This window comes from Tenacibaculum lutimaris, assembly GCF_003610735.1.
Classification (GTDB): Bacteria; Bacteroidota; Bacteroidia; order Flavobacteriales; family Flavobacteriaceae; genus Polaribacter; species Polaribacter lutimaris.
In genome coordinates, this window is record NZ_RAQM01000006.1 from 526877 (window position 1) to 544829 (window position 17953).

A 17953-nucleotide genomic window follows, 5' to 3' on the forward strand; every position below is an offset into this window, starting at 1 on the left:
CCTTAAAAATAACAGATGTCAGAGCATCATCACTTTATTATTTACAAACCATACGGTTTTCTTTCTCAATTTATAACCAATCAAATAAAAGGAGGCAAACACAAGTTGTTAGGAGAATTATATGATTTTCCTGAAAAAACAATGGCTGTTGGTAGGTTAGATGTAAAATCGGAAGGATTATTATTACTTACAACAGATGGAAAAGTAAGCGATTTTATTACTACCAGAGGCGGAGTTGAAAAGGAATATTATGTTCAACTAGATGGTGCTATTACTACGGAGGCTATTAAACAATTACAAAGCGGAGTTGAAATTGGTTTTGATGGAAAAAAATATATGACAAAACCTTGCAAGGTTAAAATTATTGATGATCCTAATCTTCCTGAACGTTCTAAAAAAATTCGCGATGCTCGTCACGGTCCTACACCTTGGATATCAGTTATCTTAACTGAAGGAAAATTTAGACAGGTACGAAAAATGACTTCTGCTGTTGGATTTCCTACCCTCCGTTTGGTACGTATTCGTGTGGGTGATATTTTATTGGGTAATATGCAGGTGGGTGAAGTAAGAGAGGTTGAGGAATTACTGTAACCTAAGTTACTTTTTAAAAAGTATCTTTTAAGTACTTTTACAAGTATGAGAGATAATTCAAACACTTTTATTTACATTATAGCGGGTATAATTATTCTACACTTTTTAATAGGCTTTGGATATTTACTTTATAAAATGAGTAAAAAAGAAAATAAAAAATAATTATTTCCTCACCATTCTTATATGTGGTATTCCATCTTCTAAATAGCCCTCACCTATTTGTTTAAATCCGTGAGATTCGTAGAATTTTTGTAAATAGGTTTGTGCAGAAATGGTAATTGTAGTTTCATTATAGTTATCAACAATTGCTTTGATTGATGCTTTAATCAAATCGTGTCCGTAACCATATTTACGTTCACTTTCCTTTACTACTACCCTACCAATACTAGGTGTATCAAAATATTCACCACTATTAAACAATCGTGTATAAGCTATTATTTTTCCTTCTTTTACACCTAAAACATGTAATGCTTTAAGATCTTTACCATCAATATCTTGATATACACAATCTTGTTCAACAACAAAAACTTCAGAACGTAATTGAAGTATCTCATACAGTTCTGAAGTTGTTAATTCTTGAAATTTTTTTACCGTGATATTCATTAACAGCAAGCTATTTTTTCTACTCTATTAGCATGACGTCCACCTTCAAATTCAGTCGATAAGAATATTTTTACAAAACCTAAGGCTTGTTGTAACGATACAAAGCGAGCTGGAATTGTTAGGATATTCGCATCATTATGTTGACGTGTTAATTCAACTAATTCATTATTCCAACACAAAGCAGCACGAACTCCTTGGTGTTTATTAGCTGTCATTTGCGCTCCGTTACCACTTCCACATAAAATAATACCCATTTCAGCTTGTCCTGTCTCTACAGCTTCTGCAGTTGGGTGAATGGTATCTGGGTAATCCATACTATCAGTATCATTCGTACCAAAGTTGATTACTTTATGTCCTAATTCTTCTAAAAGTTTAACAATTTCAAACTTATATTCTGTACCTGCATGGTCATTTCCTACAGCGATTGTCATAATTTGTTGATTTTAATTCAGTTGTGAGTTACAAAAATACAGTTATTCACGGTTATCAACAGTAATTAACAATGCTTTTTTTAGTATTCTTAATAACCCATTAAAAATTAAGGGATTAAAGCATGTTATCTAATTGTTAAGAACTAATAGTATATTTTAAAAAGAAAATTTGATTTTTTAAATATTTTTTACAATACAAGAACAAGAATTAATTATGCAACTTTTTTTTTGAGATTTTAATGAACATTTATCAACATAAAATTAACCCTTTTTTTACATTTAAAAATAAATTAACTATTCATAAAATTACGTGAATTACTGTTTATAACTTTTGTTAATAACTCTATTTTATAGTTGATTTTAAAGATTTTATTTATCTAATAACTTGTTTATTTATTTTAATAAGTCATTCTACCAAAAATTAAATCCACTTTTTATTCCACATATTAACACGCTATAATAACAATCATTTCTTTTTTTAAATTTTAAAAATCTTTTTTATTAATAATATAATATGTTGATAACCGTTTTTTTGAAATTCTAGATTTTCTTTTTCTGAAGATCAATTTTAGTTTTTACGTATTTGTGATTTATTACTTAGAAAGCTTTCTTAAACTTCTTTTGGTTGAAAGTTGCTGAAATAAGATAGAGAGAAGGAATCCTGTTCTTTCTCCTTCTGCAAGGTAAAATTCCGAAAAATTAAGCTGTGTAAGCTACTTTTGTTAATAAGTACTGATAAGTGTGTTTAATAGAAAATTACTTGGCTATCGCCTTACGATTAAACGGCTTTTTTAGCTGCTTTTATAAGGTAAACAGAGTCTTTTGCTTTTACTACTTCTGTAGGATTTTTTTCGTTTAAAGTCGTATTAATACTTACTACAGTAACAATAATTCCTGTAATGAATATGAAAATAAATAATGCTATTATTTTGCGTAAGCTTTTCATTTATAACGACTTTCTTTTATTATAAAGACGTATAAAATTAAGATATGTTACAATTTTCTTAAGTTTTTTTTAACTTTTTTATGGAATTATGATTTTAACAGCCCTTTTAAACATACTTACTTTTACTGAACCTTGACCTATTAACTCTCCATCTGCTTGAATATAAGGTAAATCTGTACTATTTAAAGGAGTTATTAACAATGAGTTTGATGCATGTGTTTCTACCTTTTTATGTTGTACTATTTTTCCGTTGTATAACTTTCGAATATTAAATAATAAATCTACTAATGAGAAGTTCTTAGCAACCGTTATATCAAATAAACCATTACTACTGTAATTATAATCAGTTAATTGCATACCCCCACCAGAAAATTTACAAATTCCGAATAAGGTCATTAAACATTTAGTTTTAATAATTTGATTGTTAACTTCTATAATAAAAGTAGTTTTTTTATAAAGTAATAAACCCGCTATTCCACTTAATAAGTAGGCAATAGGTCCAAATCTTTTTAACTTGTTCAACTTATTAACAACATATCCATCATAACCTATTCCTGCTACATTACAAAAGTATGAAGAGGTGTTTTCTAACTCTAAATAGCCAATATCTTGGTGTATCGTTTTACCTTGTTGAATATAACTAATTGCTTTTTTTATATTTTTTGAAATATTATAGGTTTTAATCCAATCATTTCCGGTTCCTAACGGAATTACAGCTATTGTAATTTCTTGATTATCAATTGTATTTTGAGTCATTATTCCGTTAATAATATGATGTAAAGTACCATCACCACCTACCGAAATAATTTTTTTAAAACCTTCATTAATAGCTTCTTGAACTAATGCTATTTCATGTTTAGTATGGGTAGTTTGTGCATACTTAAAGGTAATATTTTGAGTTGTTAATTCTTGTTGAATAGTATTCCAAATCTTATTAAAATTACCTTTTCCTGCAACTGGATTTACAATTACAAACCATGAATCACTCATATACATACTTTTAAATAAAAAGTTGAAATGTACGAAATGAATTTATAACAGTTATTTAAAATCATTAGCGTTAATTTTATTCGTACTTTGGTTGAAAATTAAATAAGACGAAAGATTAATGACTAGAAAGAAAAAAATCTACAAAAAAAAGGGAAAGGTAATTAAAGATCTTACCCGAAACATTTTCAAAATACTTAACGAAGACAGCAATAAATATTACAATTATAAGCAGATTGCTGCTAAATTGAAAGTTTCTGATACTGATGGCAAGACTCAAATTATTCAAAAATTAGCTGAACTAACCGCTAATAAAAAGATAAAAGAAGTTGACCGAGGTAAATTTCAAATTAATGAAGATCGTAAATATCACATTGGTACTTTAGATGTTACTTCCAACGGAAATGCCTATTTTATTTGTGATGACTTTGAACACGATATTTTTGTCCCATCTGTTAATTTAGGTAAAGGTTTACATAACGATACAGTTAAAGCGTATGTATACAACAAACGTAGAAGTAATAAACAAGAAGCTGATGTTGTTGAAATTATAGAAAGAGCAAAAACTGAATTTGTAGGGGTTTTACAAATGAATAAAAATTTTGGATTTGTAGTACCTGACAGCAATAAAATGTATGCTGATATCTTCATCTCTCAAAGTAAATTGAATGGAGCTAATGATGGTGATAAAGTCGTTGCTACAATGACTGATTGGCCAGAGAATTCTAAAAATCCATTTGGAAAAATTACACAAGTTCTTGGAAGACCAGGAGATCATGATACTGAAATTCATTCTATTTTATTAGAATATGGATTACCATACGAGTTTCCTACTGAAGTTGAAAAAGAAGCATCTGAATTACCAATAGAAATTACGAAAGAAGAAATTGCCAAACGTAGAGATATGCGTGGTGATTTAACCTTTACTATCGATCCTAAAGATGCCAAAGATTTTGATGATGCCTTATCATTTACTGTACTAGAAAATGGAAACTATGAAATAGGAATTCATATTGCTGATGTTTCACATTATGTACAACCAAAAACTATTTTAGATGATGAAGCTTACGATCGTGCAACATCAGTGTATTTAGTTGACAGAGTAGTACCAATGCTTCCTGAAATGTTAAGTAACGGAGTTTGTTCTTTACGACCAAATGAAGAAAAACTTACATTCTCAGCAGTGTTTGAAATGAATGAAAAGGCTCAGGTAGTAAATCAATGGTTTGGAAGAACAGTTACCTATTCTGATAAACGTTTTGCTTATGAAGAAGCCCAAGCGATAATAGAAACAAAAGGTAATATTATTCCAGAAGATGTCTCATTAACTGGTGAAGCCTATGAAGTTGATGAAAATATTGTTGAAGCTACGCTTAAACTTGATGAATTAGCAAAAAAAATGCGCAAGAAACGCATGAAATCTGGTGCTATTTCTTTCGATAAAATTGAAGTAAAGTTTCACTTAGATGAAAATGCAAATCCTACTGGAGTATTCTTTAAAGAAGCCAAAGATGCTAATAAATTAATTGAAGAATTTATGTTGTTAGCTAATAAAAAAGTAGCTGAATTTGTTGGATTATCAGGTGGAAGACCAAGTAATAAAACTTTTGTTTATCGTGTACACGACGAACCTGATGTTGAAAAATTAGCTTCTTTACAGAATATAGTAAGCAAGTTTGGATATAAGATTAATACAGAAACACGTCAAAAAACTTCTGACAGTTTAAATAAATTATTATCTGATGTTCATGGAAAAGGTGAAGCTAATATGGTAGAAACCTTAGCGATTCGTTCCATGAGTAAAGCAGAATATACTACTCAAAATATAGGCCACTACGGATTAGCTTTTGATTATTATAGCCACTTTACTTCACCAATTCGTCGTTATCCTGATGTGATGACGCATCGTTTATTACAACACTATTTAGATGGAGGAAATTCACCTAAAGCTGAAATTTATGAAGAGAAATGTAAACACTCTTCAAAAATGGAAGAATTAGCATCAAAAGCAGAAAGAGATTCTATCAAATATATGCAAGTTAAATACATGCAAGATCATAAAGATCAAGAATTTGAAGGTGTTGTTTCTGGTGTTACTGAATGGGGAATTTATGTAGAAATAAAATCCAATAAATGTGAAGGTATGGTGCGTATTAAAGACATTAAGGACGATTATTATATCTTTGACGAAAAACAATATGCTGTGATTGGTCAGTCGACTAAAAACATGATTCAATTAGGTGATGAAGTTGTTGTAAAAGTAAAACACACTGATTTAGAGCGTAAACACCTAGATTTTAATTTGATATCACATTAAATTATATATAAATAACTATGAAAATTTGGATTACAAACGAAACAGAAAAAACAAAAAATTATTTAATTGCAACTGAAAACTCAATTTGGATAACAGAAGAAACTAAAGATGTTAACATTAACGATCTTATAGAGAATAACGAACTTTCTAACATGTCTATTTATAAAACAAATGACATAAAAGAAGTTCTTTTTAACGAATCTGATTCTCAAATTACAATTGAATTTAAGGATAGTAAGATAAAAGATATTGAAATAAACACCAATTCTGAGGTTTTTACTGATGTTAATAATTTCTTTGTATCAAATTTAAAAGGAGTAGAAATTAAAAATTATTCACTTTTAAAACAGATAAAACCTTCACTATTCGGTACTGCTCTTTTTGGAGGTATTACTTGGGTATTGTACACAACTGCTTTAAGTATTCAAAATGGTCAGCATCTTGATACTAGTGGAAGAAGAAGTTTAATTAGGAAAATTATTGTAGGAATTGCTGATTTTTTAGGACCTACAGGTTCTTTAATTGTAGGAGGATTACTTACCTTACTTTTTGTATATACTTTTATAAATACCATACGTAAACCTAAAGAAGGAAAAGTATTGAAAACTTTAAAGAAACAAGAAATTAAATTTAGTTTTTAACAATAAATTTCAATATTTGTCTTTATTGTATTGGTATAATTATTGTTTTACTACAATAAACTAATGGATTTATTATGAAGAATTTAGTATTTATAAGTTTGTTTTTGATTACTGTTATAGCATCAGCTCAAACAACCATGACGAAAGAATTAGGTAGCTTTTACCAAGTAAAAGTGTATAACGGAATTGATTTAGAATTAGTTAAATCAAACGAATCTAAAATTGTAGTTACTGGTGAAAAAACTGATAAAGTAAAGATAAAAGTTGAAGGATATACATTAAAAGTATTATTAAAATTTCCTGAAACTACAGCCGATGGAAAGGTAAAAGCTACCTTGTATTATAAAGAAGATATTGATGTAATTGATGCCAATGAAGGTGCAACAATAACTGGTAAAGATATTAATCAACAAAAAGTTGAAATAAAGGCTCAAGAAGGAGCTTTTATCAATCTTGTAGTTAAGGTTAAGCATTTAAAGGTAAAAAGCTCTTCTGGGGCAGTTATAAGGCTTTCTGGTAGTACAAAGAACCAAAATGTTGATGCAGATTTAGGTGGCATGTATCACGGATATAAAGTAGCAGTAGAAGAAATGACTATTGTTAAAGCAGGATCTGGATCTAAAGTAGAAGTACAAGCAGGTGAAACTTTAGACGCTAAAGTATCGTTTGGAGGTTCTATTTTTTACAAAGGAAAACCTGAAGTTTTTAGAGATAAAAAAGTAATTGGTGGAGTAATTGAACACAGAGGTTAATTTTGTATCTTTGTACAGCAAAATTTTATAAAAATGAACTTACTTACAATATTTTTAGGAATGATTGGGCCTTGGCAAATAGCTATTGTCGTTGCATTAGTATTATTATTATTCGGAGGTAGAAAAATTCCTGAATTAATGAGAGGATTAGGTACAGGTATCAAAGAATTTAAAGATGCTACCAAAAATGAAGATGAAGATGCTGATAAAGCAGAAGAAAAAAAATAAGTATATACTTTATATAAAAAAACCGAAACATTTACGTTTCGGTTTTTTATTTGTTTATAGTTTTATAGCAGTACCAGAGGCTGTTACCATAAGCATACCTCCACTTGCTCCTACGGTTTCATAATCTAAATCGATTCCTACTACCGCATCTGCACCTAGTCTTTCAGCTCTTTCAGTCATTTCCTTAATAGCTATTTCTTTAGCTTCTCTAAGTACTTTTTCATAAGATCCAGATCTACCCCCTACAATATCTCTTACACTTGCAAAAAAGTCTTTAAAAACGTTTGCTCCTATAATTGTTTCACCAGTAACAATACCTAAATATTCTTTAGCAGGTTTATTTTCTAATGATGGTGTGGTTGATAATATCATAATTACTCTTTATCTTTTTTATCTTGAGCTTTTTTCATCGCCTCTCCTATTTGATTACTTGCTGTAAAGCTTGCTACCATATCATTTAACATATTACTTCCTACTTGAGGTGAATTAGGTAATAATATTAAATTACTATTGGTTTCTTCTCCTAATGATTGTAAGGTATCATAATGCTGTGTTACTACAATTAAAGCAGATGCTTCTTGACTGTTAATACCTACACGGTTTAATACTTCAACAGATTCTTCTAAACCACGAGCAATTTCCCGACGTTGATCGGCAATACCTTGTCCTTGTAAGCGCTTACTCTCAGCCTCAGCTTTTGCTTTTTCAACAATTAAAATACGTTGTGCATCTCCTTCATACTGAGCTGCTGTTTTTTCTCTATCAGCTGCATTAATTCTGTTCATTGCAGCTTTTACTTGAGCATCAGGATCTATATCGGTAACTAAGGTTTTAATAATATCGTAACCATAATCCATCATAGCGTCGTTTAATTCTGTTTTTACAGCGATTGCAATATCATCTTTCTTAACAAATACGTCATCTAAGCGCATTTTAGGTACTTCTGCACGAACAACATCAAAAACATAAGAAGTAATCTGATCGTGAGGATAATCTAACTTATAAAAAGCATCATATACCTTATCTTTTATTACTTTGTATTGAACAGATACTTTTAGTTTTACAAATACATCATCTAACGTTTTTGTTTCAACGATTACATCTAATTGCTGAATTTTTAAACTCAATTTTCCTGCAATTCTATCCATTAAAGGAATTTTTAATTGCAATCCTGAGTGACGAATACTTTGATAGCGACCAAAACGTTCAATAACAGCTGCAGTTTGTTGTTTAACAATAAAAAAGATTGATAAGAATACAAAAAAACCGATAACGATAACCGGATACATGTAAATAGGCATAGTTTTAATTTTTAAATGTTAGTAATTTTTTTGTTAAAGATACTATTTATATGACGAACTTTTTTTGAATTGTTACAGTCCATTTTAAAATATATATTTGTAAAAAATCAACTTTATGGAACTTATACAACAAAGCATAACAGAAATCTTGTTATTACTTTTTTTAATCGTTACTTTTTTACAATCTGGAATAGATAAGGTAAGTGATTGGAAAGGAAATTTATCTTTTATTAAAGATCATTTTCAAAACTCACCATTAAAAAATTCAGTACCTCTTTTATTAGCTATTATTTTAGTTTTAGAATTATTAGCAGGGGCTTTAATGTTTGTAGGAATTTTCCATTTAGCAACTACAGGAAATAATACTTATGCTTTAATAGGAGCTGAATTATGTGCTTTAACTTTAATTTTTTTATTAATAGGTCAACGTTTAGCAAAAGATTATGCCGGAGCAATGACATTAGCAGTTTATTTTTTAATAGCCATTTTAGCTGTGTATTTATTAAATAGATAATTTTTATTTTAAATTAAATATTTAATAATTTTTACTTATTAAAAAACCTCTTAAAAAATCAATTTTAAGAGGTTTTTTATTTTTATTAAGGTGTTTCTATGTTTTAATATTTTAAACTGAAATAATAACCTTTAAATTAAGTTTTACCTGTTTTTAATGATATAAATTAAAGAAGAATACTCACCGTTTCTTTTTGCTTTTAAATTTGATTGTAAACCAATGAAAAATGCGTTAAAAGGTCTAGATTTTTTTGTTTTGTAATTTTCTGATAAAAGTGAAACATAATACGAATCAAATTTCATAGGAAGTATTTTTTCAACATTCATATCAACCAAAGAAAATAGTTTTGAAATAGCTGTTTTTGAAAAATGCCATAAATGTCTTGGAACATCATAAGCAGCCCAAAACTCTTTGTAATGTTTTGCATCAAAACTTTTATGATTAGGTACTGCTATAATTAATACTCCATTTGGTTTTAATAATTTTTTTAATTGTTTAATATATTCAACCAGATTAGGAATATGTTCTAAAACATGCCAAAGAGTAATTACATCAAATTGATTGTTTTCAACTTGATTTAAATTTTCATACAAAACTATATTTTTACTTTCTGCATATTCTCTAGCTTTGTCTGAAGGTTCTATACCTGTAATTTTCCAACCACCAGTTTTACATACTTTTAAAAAATCTCCCGTGCCTGCACCTACATCTAAAATAGTTTTTTCTTCTGTTTTAAATGAGTTAATTAATTTGAGTTTTTTCTTAAGGGTATGATTTTTTACAAGCTGGTAAACTTTATCAAATAGAGATTTTTTACTATCTGTATGTGAAATGTAATTTTCACTTAAATAGTATTTATCTAAATTACTAGGAACAGGAGAAGTTACGAGCATATCGTAAACTTCGTTTTTCATTACTTCATAACTCTCCTCAGAAACTGTATAATCTATACAGTTTAAAAAAGGTTTTAAGTTCTTATAGAACTCTTTTTCTGTAATCAAACTTTATGTGTGTTGAGTGTTCCATGTGGAACATTGGTTTTTGGTTTAGCAATTATACATAAAAAAATAAAACGTTCCACATGGAACATTTTATTTTTTATGGTTCTAAATACGGTTAGTTATCTACCCATGTATACAAGTAATACAGAAATATCACTAGGTGATACTCCACTTATTCTACTAGCTTGTGAAATGGATGTAGGTTGTATTTTAGATAATTTTTCCCTCGCTTCAAACGATAAAGATTTTACTTTGCTGTAATCAAAAGTAGAAGGAATAGGTACATTCTCTAATCTATTTAATTTATCAGCATTACTTTTTTCTTTTTCTATGTAACCAGAATATTTTAAATGAATTTCTACTTGTTCGATAATTTCATCGTCGATTGAATTTTCTTGGATATAGTTTTCTAAGTTTTCAATAGATCGAAAATCTGAAAAAGTTAATTGAGGTCTAGCAGCAATTTTATAGAGTTTCATTGACTGATTAATTGTCGCTAAATTCTTACTTTCTAAAATAGGATTTACTTCTTCTTTTGTAATACTTAAATTACTTATAAAATCAATTAAGTTTTGAGTTTTGTTTTTCTTCTCTTCTACTCTATCCATTCTTTCTTGAGAAGCTAAACCTAACTTATAAGATTTCTCTGTTAAACGTAAATCGGCATTATCTTGTCTTAAGAGTGTTCTATATTCAGCACGAGAAGTAAACATTCTATATGGCTCTTCTGTTCCTTTAGTAATTAAATCATCTATTAAAACACCGATATATGCTTCACTTCTTTTTAAAATAAAAGGTTCTTTTTCTTGAACTTTTAAAGCAGCATTTACACCCGCCATTAAACCTTGTGCAGCTGCTTCTTCGTAACCTGTCGTTCCGTTAATTTGACCAGCGAAAAATAAGTTATTAATTAACTTAGTTTCTAAATTGTGTTTTAATTGTGTTGGTGGAAAATAATCGTATTCGATAGCATATCCATATCTGAAAAACTTTACGTTTTCAAATCCAGGAATTGAACGAATAGCTTTGTCTTGGATATCTTCTGGAAGTGAGGTAGAGAATCCATTTACATATATTTCTACCGTATTCCATCCTTCTGGTTCAACAAAAACCTGATGACGTTCTTTCTCTGCAAAACGATTAATTTTATCTTCTACAGAAGGACAATAGCGAGGACCTGTTGATTTAATTCGACCGTTAAACATTGGTGAACGATCAAACCCTTCACGAAGTAAATCATGAACTTCAGGATTGGTATACGTTAAATAACAAGAACGTTGTTTCGCTAATGGTTTTGTAATTGGTAAATACGAGAATTTTTCAGGAGCGTCATCACCTGGTTGTTCTGTCATTTTTGAATAATCTAACGAACGTCCATCAACACGTGGAGGTGTTCCTGTTTTCATTCTTCCAGCTTCAAAACCTCTAGCAACTAAATCTTCTGTTATACCTGTTGAAGCACCTTCTCCTGCTCTACCACCACCAAATGTTTTTTCACCAATGTGAATCAATCCGTTTAAAAAAGTACCCGCTGTAACGATTACTGTTTTGGCTTTTATTTCTAAACCTAAAGCTGTTTTAACTCCTGCGATAGTATCACCATCAAACAACAATCCGTTTACAGAATCTTGGTAAAAATCTAAATTCTCGGTTTGCTCTAACATCGTTCTCCAGCATTCTGCGAATTGCATTCTGTCTGATTGTGCTCTTGGACTCCACATTGCAGGTCCTTTTGATTTGTTAAGCATTTTAAATTGAATTGCGGTCTTATCGGTTACAATACCACTGTAACCACCTAGGGCATCAATTTCGCGTACTATTTGCCCTTTCGCAATACCTCCCATTGCAGGGTTACAACTCATTTGAGCAATATTTTGTAAGTTCATTGTAATTAACAAAGTGTGTGCTCCCATGTTTGCACTTGCTGCAGCTGCTTCGCTACCAGCATGTCCACCTCCTACTACAATTACATCGTATGTTGTATTAAATAAACTCATTTTTTTTATTCAGTTCCACGTGGAACGCTTTTTATTTTTTATCTAAAATTTCTAAACATTCGTTTTCTTTCGAACGCATTAATTCTTTCTCTTCTTCTGTTTTATCCTTGTATTTCATATAGTGTAAAATACCATGGATAATTACGCGGTGCAATTCGTTTTCAAAAGAAACATTAAACTCTTTAGCATTCTCTTCTACTCTTTCTACAGAAATAAAAATATCACCTCCTACTAATTTACCTAAGGTATAATCGAAACTGATAATGTCGGTTAAAGTATCGTGCTGTAAAAATTCAACATTGATTTTGTGTAAATAAGCATCATCACAAAAAATATAGTTGATTTCTCCTAGTTCAAAACCTTCCTTTTCAATACAGGATTCTATCCATTTTGAAGTGTTTTCTTCATTGTGTAATTGAAATTCGGTTTCGTAATTAAATGCAATCATTTCTTTATATTAAATACTATATATTCTTAATCGTAAACTGTTAATTAAAAAGCTATAGTAATTACTATTTTTTAAGGCTTTTTAATACGTTATTCTTTATCTTTTGGAAGGCTAAAGTACTCTTGAACCTTCTTCTTGTAATTTTGGCGCAAAGGTAGTGATTGTCTGTTTAATATCTCTGTTTGGTTATAAAACAACTTTTTAAATTTTAGTTCTTTACTGTTATTGTTATTAAACTCTTGTAAATTGGTATTCGATTTACGTTGTTTTTCTCTGTTTTGTTCAAAGGTAGCTTTGTCTAGTTTTAGCAATTCATAATTTAATTGCTGCATTCTATTAATGCTTTCTTGAGTAAAACCTTTTTCTAAAATTTGATTTTCTAATTCTTCCATCTTCTTCAATGCTTTTTTAGCTTCTTTATTATCTCCGTTTCCTTCTTTAATAGCATTTTCTAATTGCTCTCTTAGTTGAGATTGTTCTTTGTAAATTTGATATAATTCACCATCTAAATCGTCATTCTTTTCGCCTTCACCCTCACCTTCTTTTTGTCCTTCTTTATCGTCTTTTGGTTTGCCTTGATTTTGTTTTTGCATGCCTTCTTTCATCTTTTCCATCAATTCATTTTGCTGTTGAATAATGTCTGGTAAACTAAACGATTTGCCCTTCCCCTTGCCTTTTCCGTTTCCTGGTTTTGGGTTTTGCATAGCATCTAATGTATTACTTAACATATCTGCTAGTGTGTTTGCAGAAGTCATAACATACTGTTGATTTGATACGCCATTTTGAAAATAATTATCGGCAAAGTTTTCTAATGATTGATCTAAGTTATAATGAGCTTGTGCTAGTTGATCTTGTACTTTAGATGATATACTAGGTATACGCATAGAAAGTACAAATAAACTATCATCTATATGTTCAAAATAAGTTTTAAGCTGGTGTTGTTTTTGTAAATTTTTACCAAAGTTTGGATGTGAAGAATTTGTTGAAGAAAACTCATCCATCAATGCTTCTTGATCAAAAGAAAACGTAATTAAATTTTCTAAGATTTGACGTAAACCTTCCATATTCTCCTCCTCCATTTCAGCACTCATCGATTGCATAGCTTGTTGCATCTTCTGACTCATTTGCTGCATTTTCTCAGAAGCCTTTTTCTGATTTTTTTTAGCATTCTGTTGCTGATCGTTGTCTAAATTTTCATCAGCCTTATTGAGTTCTTCTTGAACTTCTTTTTCTAAATTTTCCATAGAAGGGATTTCCATGGGTTGTTTTAAATTTTTATTGTCTTTATCAAGATCATTTAATTCTTTTTTTGCTTTTTGAAATTCAGTATTAATTTCTTTTTGCTCTTCTTTTGTTGTGTTTTTATCGCTTAATTTTTCTTGTTTTTTTGATAATTCATCAAGCTTATTTGCTAGCTGATTCATCTTCTGTTCTACATAAAAACGTTTGGTCATTTCTAAAATACGCTCCAAACTACGTTCTTGTTGTTTGTTTTGTTCAGCAAGTTCTTTGGTCTTTTTTATGAGCTCTTCCTTATTTAGTTTGTCCGCTAACTTCTTTAACTCATCTAACAACTTTTGTTGCTTTTCAAGTTTTTTAAGTTCTTCTATACGTTTTTGTAAGTTTTCTTTTTTCTCTTGAAGTGTTTCATTTTCTTCTTTCTTTTCAGAGAAATTTTCTTGCAGCTTTTGGGTTTGACGTTGCATCATTTCCTTATACTGTTCTTGACGCTTAACCAAATTCTGAATTTTCTTCTGATCGTTCCAGTTAATGTTCTTTTTATTCTGTAAATCGAACTGTATTTTCTCCAATTCTTTTTTACTTTTTTGTTGTTGATCCAAAGAATTGTTAATGTTTTCAATGTAATTTTTTTGCTCTAATAAAAGTTCTTCCTCTATTTCTTCTTCAGATTTTTGACGATAACTAAACTTTTTACTCAGGGCGTTTTTACTACCATTTACAATGTCGTTATCATATACTTGAAAATATAATTCGTAATTGATACCATTTTTTAGATTCAAATCACCAGGAAATTCAAAATAGAAAGTTTGGATATTCTCTTTATTAATGGTTATTGATTTACTCTCAATATTCTGAGAATTGCTTTTATCATAATAAACTATTTCTAGTTTTTTAAATCCATAATCATCTGCAATTTGACCTGCAAATTGAGCATTACCTCTAGTAATACTATCGATGTTAGAATTGACTGAAATCGTTGGATATTCATCTTTAATAACATCAATAGAAAATTGTAATTGTTCGTAATCTTTTAAGTTTTTATTAGATGTGGCAATTTGATAGTGTAAACTCTCATTCAGTTGTTTTTTAAACTCAAATTTCTCGTTTTCTTTTCGTGTAAAAATTTCTCTTTTTTCTTTATTGATGAAGGTAACTGTATCGGTTTCAGAAGTTTTAATATTCCAAGTAATGAATGTTCCTTGTGGAACATTTAAGTTTCCAGTGTTGTTAATAGTCTCATTAGCTTTTTTAATATACGATGGATATTGTAGATGTAATGAAATGTTTTGTATTGAAGGAGTATTGATTATGGTAAGTTTATATTCTTGTGAATTAATACCATTTGCACTCGCATAAAAAGTTATGGGGTTTTGTACTTCTGAAAAAGTATAAGAGAATAATCCGTTTCCTTCGTTTTCTAAAAAGTATTGCTGATTATTGAAATGAACTTTAGCTTCATTTGGAATAACCTCTCCTGTTGTTTGAAAATATATAGTTATATCTTTTCCTTTAATAACACGTAAATCTTTTGCGGTTAAATTAAAATAAAATGGAGCAGGCGGATTGTAATCTACCGAATGATTTACTACTCGATTTAAACTTTGAGAAAGCTTTTCAGAAGTTCCTGTAAGCAGAGAAAGCACCCAAATAAAAACAGGAATCAATACATATTTTAAATATTTTTTATTGCTACTAAAATTGATGGCTTTGTTGAAAGATATGGGTTGTAATTCTTTCGATTTTTGTTCAATACTTGCAACTAATAAATCAGATTGCTGATTGGTTTGTTGTAATTGTAGTACGTTTAATAATTTATCTTGTACTTCAGGAAAATGGTTTCCAATAATTTTAGAAGCCTCTTCAAAAGAAATTCCTTTTTGTAATCCTATAATTTTAAAGATAGGAAAACATATAAAACGGAATAGTAAAAACAATTCAACAACAATAAACAACCAAAATAAAAGGGTTCTAGCAGTGGGTTGTAACCAAAGAAAATATTCAATAAATAAGGTGAAAAATAAATATAGTAACCCTAATGAAACAAATAAAATGCTTCCTTTTATCAATTCATTGGTATAGTATTTTCTACTGAATTGCTGTAGCTTTTGCTGTATTTTCGTAAACTCTCCCATAAGTAATTATAAAAATACATGTTTTATGAGGAATTCTAAGTTAAGATTTGTGTAAACATGTTGTTTTAGGGAGAAAACTCCTGAAAAGCGTTAAAAATCGGTTGTATGAAGTCATGAATTAATAGAATTAGATGATTAGTTATAGTTGCGTTATTTTTTCTTTTAGCTACATGTCTTTATTCTTTCAGCGAAGCGATCTTGATTCTCTTTTCTATTTCTAAACATAAAACTATCTTTGCGTTTTCAAATCAATAAAAAATGACTGAGAACGTAAGAGTACGCTTTGCTCCGAGTCCGACAGGACCTTTACACATGGGTGGTGTAAGAACTGCTTTATTCAATTATTTATTTGCTAAAAAACATAACGGAACTTTTGTTTTACGTATAGAAGATACCGATCAAACTCGTTATGTAGCTAATGCAGAACAATACATCATCAATTCTTTAGAATGGTGTAATATTCCTTTCGATGAAGGTCCAGGTAAAAATGAAAAATTCGGACCATACCGTCAGTCTGAGCGTAAAGATTTGTATAAAAAATATGCCGACCAGTTGATTGAAAGCGGTTGGGCGTATTATGCTTTTGATACTGCAGAAGAATTAGATGCACACCGTAAAGACCATGAAGAAAAAGGAAAAACCTTTATCTACAATTGGCATAACCGATTAAAATTAAACAATTCTTTAGCGCTTTCTGCTGACGAAGTTTCAGAAAAGATAAATGCAGGAGAAAAGTATGTAATCCGTTTTAAGACTCCACAAGATGAAACCTTGATTTTACAAGATGAAATCCGTGGTACGATTAAAGTTGAAACAAATACCTTAGATGATAAAGTATTGTTTAAGTCAGATGGTATGCCAACCTATCACTTAGCAAATATTGTTGATGATCATTTAATGGAAATTTCGCATGTAATTCGTGGTGAAGAATGGTTACCTTCTCTCCCACTTCACGAATTATTATACCGCGCTTTTGGTTGGAAAGCACCAAAATTTGCTCACTTACCATTAATTTTAAAACCAGTAGGAAAAGGAAAATTAAGTAAACGTGATGGTGATAAATTAGGTTTCCCAGTTTTCCCGTTAGAATATACTAACGAAGAAACTAACGATGTTTCACGTGGATATAGAGAAGACGGGTATTTTGCTGATGCTTTCATTAATATGTTAGCTTTCTTAGGGTGGAATCCAGGAACGGAACAAGAAATGTTCAGTTTAGAAGAGCTTGTAGAAGCGTTTGATTTAAGTAGAGTAAGTAAATCAGGAGCGAAATTCAGTCCAGATAAAACAAAATGGTTTAATCAACAGTATTTACAACAAAAATCGAATAAAGTTTTAACCGATTTATATTTACCTATTCTTGAAGAAAAAGGAATTAAAACGGATGAAGCCTATGCTGAAAAAGTAGTTGGTTTAATAAAAGAACGTGCTACGTTTGTGGCAGATTTTTGGGAGTTATCAAACTTTTTCTTTGAAAACCCATCAGAATATGATGAGAAAGCAGCAAAGAAACAATGGAAACCTGAAACTGGAGCTTTAATGCAAGAGTTAATTGAAGTAATTTCTAAAATTGAAGATTTCTCAGTTGAAAATGCTCAAACAGATATTAAAGGGTGGATTACTTCTAAAGAAATTGGTTTTGGTAAAGTAATGCAACCACTTCGTTTAAGTTTAGTAGGTAAGTTGGCAGGACCAGATTTGTTTGATATTATGACAATGATTGGTAAAGAAACTACCATTACAAGAATACAAAATGCAATAAACGCATTATCATAATACAAAAAAAGCCGCTTATTAAGCGGCTTTTTTATTTTATATTTTG

At 29.7% G+C, this 17953-nt stretch carries 17 protein-coding genes; 7 read left to right on the forward strand and 10 right to left on the reverse strand.

The features are described 5' to 3' along the window. Nucleotides 1-15: 15 nt before the first annotated feature. Nucleotides 16-591 (forward strand): pseudouridine synthase, encoded by a 576-nt coding sequence (locus C8N26_RS02575; protein ID WP_120185882.1) that lies wholly within the window; start codon nucleotides 16-18, stop codon nucleotides 589-591. 162 nt (nucleotides 592-753) lie between these two features. Here C8N26_RS02575 and C8N26_RS02580 read toward each other — a convergent pair whose 3' ends face one another. The 4 genes from C8N26_RS02580 to C8N26_RS02590 all read right to left on the reverse strand — a co-directional run bounded on the left by C8N26_RS02580 (nucleotide 754) and on the right by C8N26_RS02590 (nucleotide 3561). Continuing rightward, nucleotides 754-1194 carry a GNAT family N-acetyltransferase gene (locus C8N26_RS02580; protein WP_120185883.1) on the reverse strand — a complete coding sequence of 147 codons (441 nt, stop codon included), beginning with the start codon at nucleotides 1192-1194 and terminating at the stop codon, nucleotides 754-756. Beyond that, on the reverse strand, nucleotides 1194-1625 hold the full coding sequence (rpiB, locus tag C8N26_RS02585) for a ribose 5-phosphate isomerase B (RefSeq protein ID WP_028891616.1): 432 nt from the start codon (nucleotides 1623-1625) through the stop codon (nucleotides 1194-1196). Before rpiB ends, C8N26_RS02580 begins: the two co-directional genes overlap by 1 nt. A 778-nt stretch (nucleotides 1626-2403) precedes the next feature. Beyond that, entirely contained in the window at nucleotides 2404-2571 is a 168-nt protein-coding gene (locus tag C8N26_RS13455) for a hypothetical protein (protein ID WP_170141618.1), read from the reverse strand. Between the two features lie 78 nt (nucleotides 2572-2649). Further along, nucleotides 2650-3561, reverse strand: a complete 912-nt coding sequence (locus C8N26_RS02590) for a diacylglycerol/lipid kinase family protein (RefSeq protein ID WP_245962514.1) — start codon at nucleotides 3559-3561, stop codon at nucleotides 2650-2652. A 118-nt stretch (nucleotides 3562-3679) separates the two neighbouring features. Here C8N26_RS02590 and rnr point away from each other — a divergent pair, with 118 nt between their 5' ends. From rnr to C8N26_RS02610, 4 genes are all read left to right on the forward strand, one after another. Beyond that, entirely contained in the window at nucleotides 3680-5875 is a 2196-nt protein-coding gene (gene rnr / locus C8N26_RS02595; protein ID WP_120185885.1) for a ribonuclease R, read from the forward strand. Nucleotides 5876-5892: 17 nt separating this feature from the next. Beyond that, complete coding sequence (locus C8N26_RS02600; protein ID WP_120185886.1) at nucleotides 5893-6516, forward strand: hypothetical protein; 624 nt, start codon at nucleotides 5893-5895, stop codon at nucleotides 6514-6516. Between the two features lie 74 nt (nucleotides 6517-6590). Beyond that, nucleotides 6591-7268: a head GIN domain-containing protein gene (locus C8N26_RS02605; protein WP_120185887.1), complete on the forward strand. Its 678-nt coding sequence runs from the start codon at nucleotides 6591-6593 to the stop codon at nucleotides 7266-7268. 33 nt (nucleotides 7269-7301) lie between these two features. Beyond that, complete coding sequence (locus C8N26_RS02610; RefSeq protein WP_120185888.1) at nucleotides 7302-7496, forward strand: Sec-independent protein translocase subunit TatA/TatB; 195 nt, start codon at nucleotides 7302-7304, stop codon at nucleotides 7494-7496. Between the two features lie 54 nt (nucleotides 7497-7550). On the opposite strand, the gene C8N26_RS02615 is transcribed toward C8N26_RS02610, so the two are convergent. Beyond that, the gene (locus C8N26_RS02615) at nucleotides 7551-7868 is read right to left on the reverse strand and encodes a heavy metal-binding domain-containing protein (RefSeq protein WP_120185889.1); all 318 of its coding nucleotides are present in this window, start codon (nucleotides 7866-7868) and stop codon (nucleotides 7551-7553) included. A gap of 2 nt (nucleotides 7869-7870) precedes the next feature. After that, nucleotides 7871-8797: an SPFH domain-containing protein gene (locus tag C8N26_RS02620; protein WP_120185890.1), complete on the reverse strand. Its 927-nt coding sequence runs from the start codon at nucleotides 8795-8797 to the stop codon at nucleotides 7871-7873. A 115-nt stretch (nucleotides 8798-8912) separates the two neighbouring features. On the opposite strand from C8N26_RS02620, the gene C8N26_RS02625 reads away from it, so the two are divergent. Next, nucleotides 8913-9311: a DoxX family membrane protein gene (locus C8N26_RS02625; protein WP_028891624.1), complete on the forward strand. Its 399-nt coding sequence runs from the start codon at nucleotides 8913-8915 to the stop codon at nucleotides 9309-9311. A 143-nt stretch (nucleotides 9312-9454) separates the two neighbouring features. On the opposite strand, the gene C8N26_RS02630 is transcribed toward C8N26_RS02625, so the two are convergent. The 4 genes from C8N26_RS02630 to C8N26_RS02645 all read right to left on the reverse strand — a co-directional run bounded on the left by C8N26_RS02630 (nucleotide 9455) and on the right by C8N26_RS02645 (nucleotide 16131). Continuing rightward, complete coding sequence (locus tag C8N26_RS02630) at nucleotides 9455-10309, reverse strand: class I SAM-dependent methyltransferase (RefSeq protein WP_245962522.1); 855 nt, start codon at nucleotides 10307-10309, stop codon at nucleotides 9455-9457. Nucleotides 10310-10431: 122 nt separating this feature from the next. Beyond that, nucleotides 10432-12309 (reverse strand): tRNA uridine-5-carboxymethylaminomethyl(34) synthesis enzyme MnmG, encoded by a 1878-nt coding sequence (mnmG, locus tag C8N26_RS02635; protein WP_120185891.1) that lies wholly within the window; start codon nucleotides 12307-12309, stop codon nucleotides 10432-10434. Between the two features lie 31 nt (nucleotides 12310-12340). Beyond that, nucleotides 12341-12757 carry an rRNA maturation RNase YbeY gene (gene ybeY / locus C8N26_RS02640; protein ID WP_028891627.1) on the reverse strand — a complete coding sequence of 139 codons (417 nt, stop codon included), beginning with the start codon at nucleotides 12755-12757 and terminating at the stop codon, nucleotides 12341-12343. 89 nt (nucleotides 12758-12846) lie between these two features. Continuing rightward, nucleotides 12847-16131 carry a DUF4175 family protein gene (locus C8N26_RS02645; RefSeq protein ID WP_120185892.1) on the reverse strand — a complete coding sequence of 1095 codons (3285 nt, stop codon included), beginning with the start codon at nucleotides 16129-16131 and terminating at the stop codon, nucleotides 12847-12849. Between the two features lie 258 nt (nucleotides 16132-16389). On the opposite strand from C8N26_RS02645, the gene gltX reads away from it, so the two are divergent. Further along, on the forward strand, nucleotides 16390-17907 hold the full coding sequence (gene gltX, locus C8N26_RS02650; RefSeq protein WP_120185893.1) for a glutamate--tRNA ligase: 1518 nt from the start codon (nucleotides 16390-16392) through the stop codon (nucleotides 17905-17907). The last annotated feature ends 46 nt before the right edge of the window (nucleotides 17908-17953 follow it).

Excerpts from the sequence above, each read along its gene's own strand:
- C8N26_RS02610 (WP_120185888.1), top strand. The coding sequence starts at position 7,302 with ATGAACTTACTTACAATATTTTTAGGAATGATTGGGCCTTGGCAAATA.
- C8N26_RS02605 (WP_120185887.1), top strand. The coding sequence starts at position 6,591 with ATGAAGAATTTAGTATTTATAAGTTTGTTTTTGATTACTGTTATAGCA.
- C8N26_RS02645 (WP_120185892.1), bottom strand. The coding sequence starts at position 16,131 with ATGGGAGAGTTTACGAAAATACAGCAAAAGCTACAGCAATTCAGTAGA.
- rpiB (WP_028891616.1), bottom strand. The coding sequence starts at position 1,625 with ATGACAATCGCTGTAGGAAATGACCATGCAGGTACAGAATATAAGTTT.
- C8N26_RS02590 (WP_245962514.1), bottom strand. The coding sequence starts at position 3,561 with ATGAGTGATTCATGGTTTGTAATTGTAAATCCAGTTGCAGGAAAAGGT.
- C8N26_RS13455 (WP_170141618.1), bottom strand. The coding sequence starts at position 2,571 with ATGAAAAGCTTACGCAAAATAATAGCATTATTTATTTTCATATTCATT.
- rnr (WP_120185885.1), top strand. The coding sequence starts at position 3,680 with ATGACTAGAAAGAAAAAAATCTACAAAAAAAAGGGAAAGGTAATTAAA.
- C8N26_RS02580 (WP_120185883.1), bottom strand. The coding sequence starts at position 1,194 with ATGAATATCACGGTAAAAAAATTTCAAGAATTAACAACTTCAGAACTG.
- C8N26_RS02600 (WP_120185886.1), top strand. The coding sequence starts at position 5,893 with ATGAAAATTTGGATTACAAACGAAACAGAAAAAACAAAAAATTATTTA.
- C8N26_RS02615 (WP_120185889.1), bottom strand. The coding sequence starts at position 7,868 with ATGATATTATCAACCACACCATCATTAGAAAATAAACCTGCTAAAGAA.
- C8N26_RS02620 (WP_120185890.1), bottom strand. The coding sequence starts at position 8,797 with ATGCCTATTTACATGTATCCGGTTATCGTTATCGGTTTTTTTGTATTC.
- C8N26_RS02625 (WP_028891624.1), top strand. The coding sequence starts at position 8,913 with ATGGAACTTATACAACAAAGCATAACAGAAATCTTGTTATTACTTTTT.
- C8N26_RS02575 (WP_120185882.1), top strand. The coding sequence starts at position 16 with ATGTCAGAGCATCATCACTTTATTATTTACAAACCATACGGTTTTCTT.
- ybeY (WP_028891627.1), bottom strand. The coding sequence starts at position 12,757 with ATGATTGCATTTAATTACGAAACCGAATTTCAATTACACAATGAAGAA.
- gltX (WP_120185893.1), top strand. The coding sequence starts at position 16,390 with ATGACTGAGAACGTAAGAGTACGCTTTGCTCCGAGTCCGACAGGACCT.
- mnmG (WP_120185891.1), bottom strand. The coding sequence starts at position 12,309 with ATGAGTTTATTTAATACAACATACGATGTAATTGTAGTAGGAGGTGGA.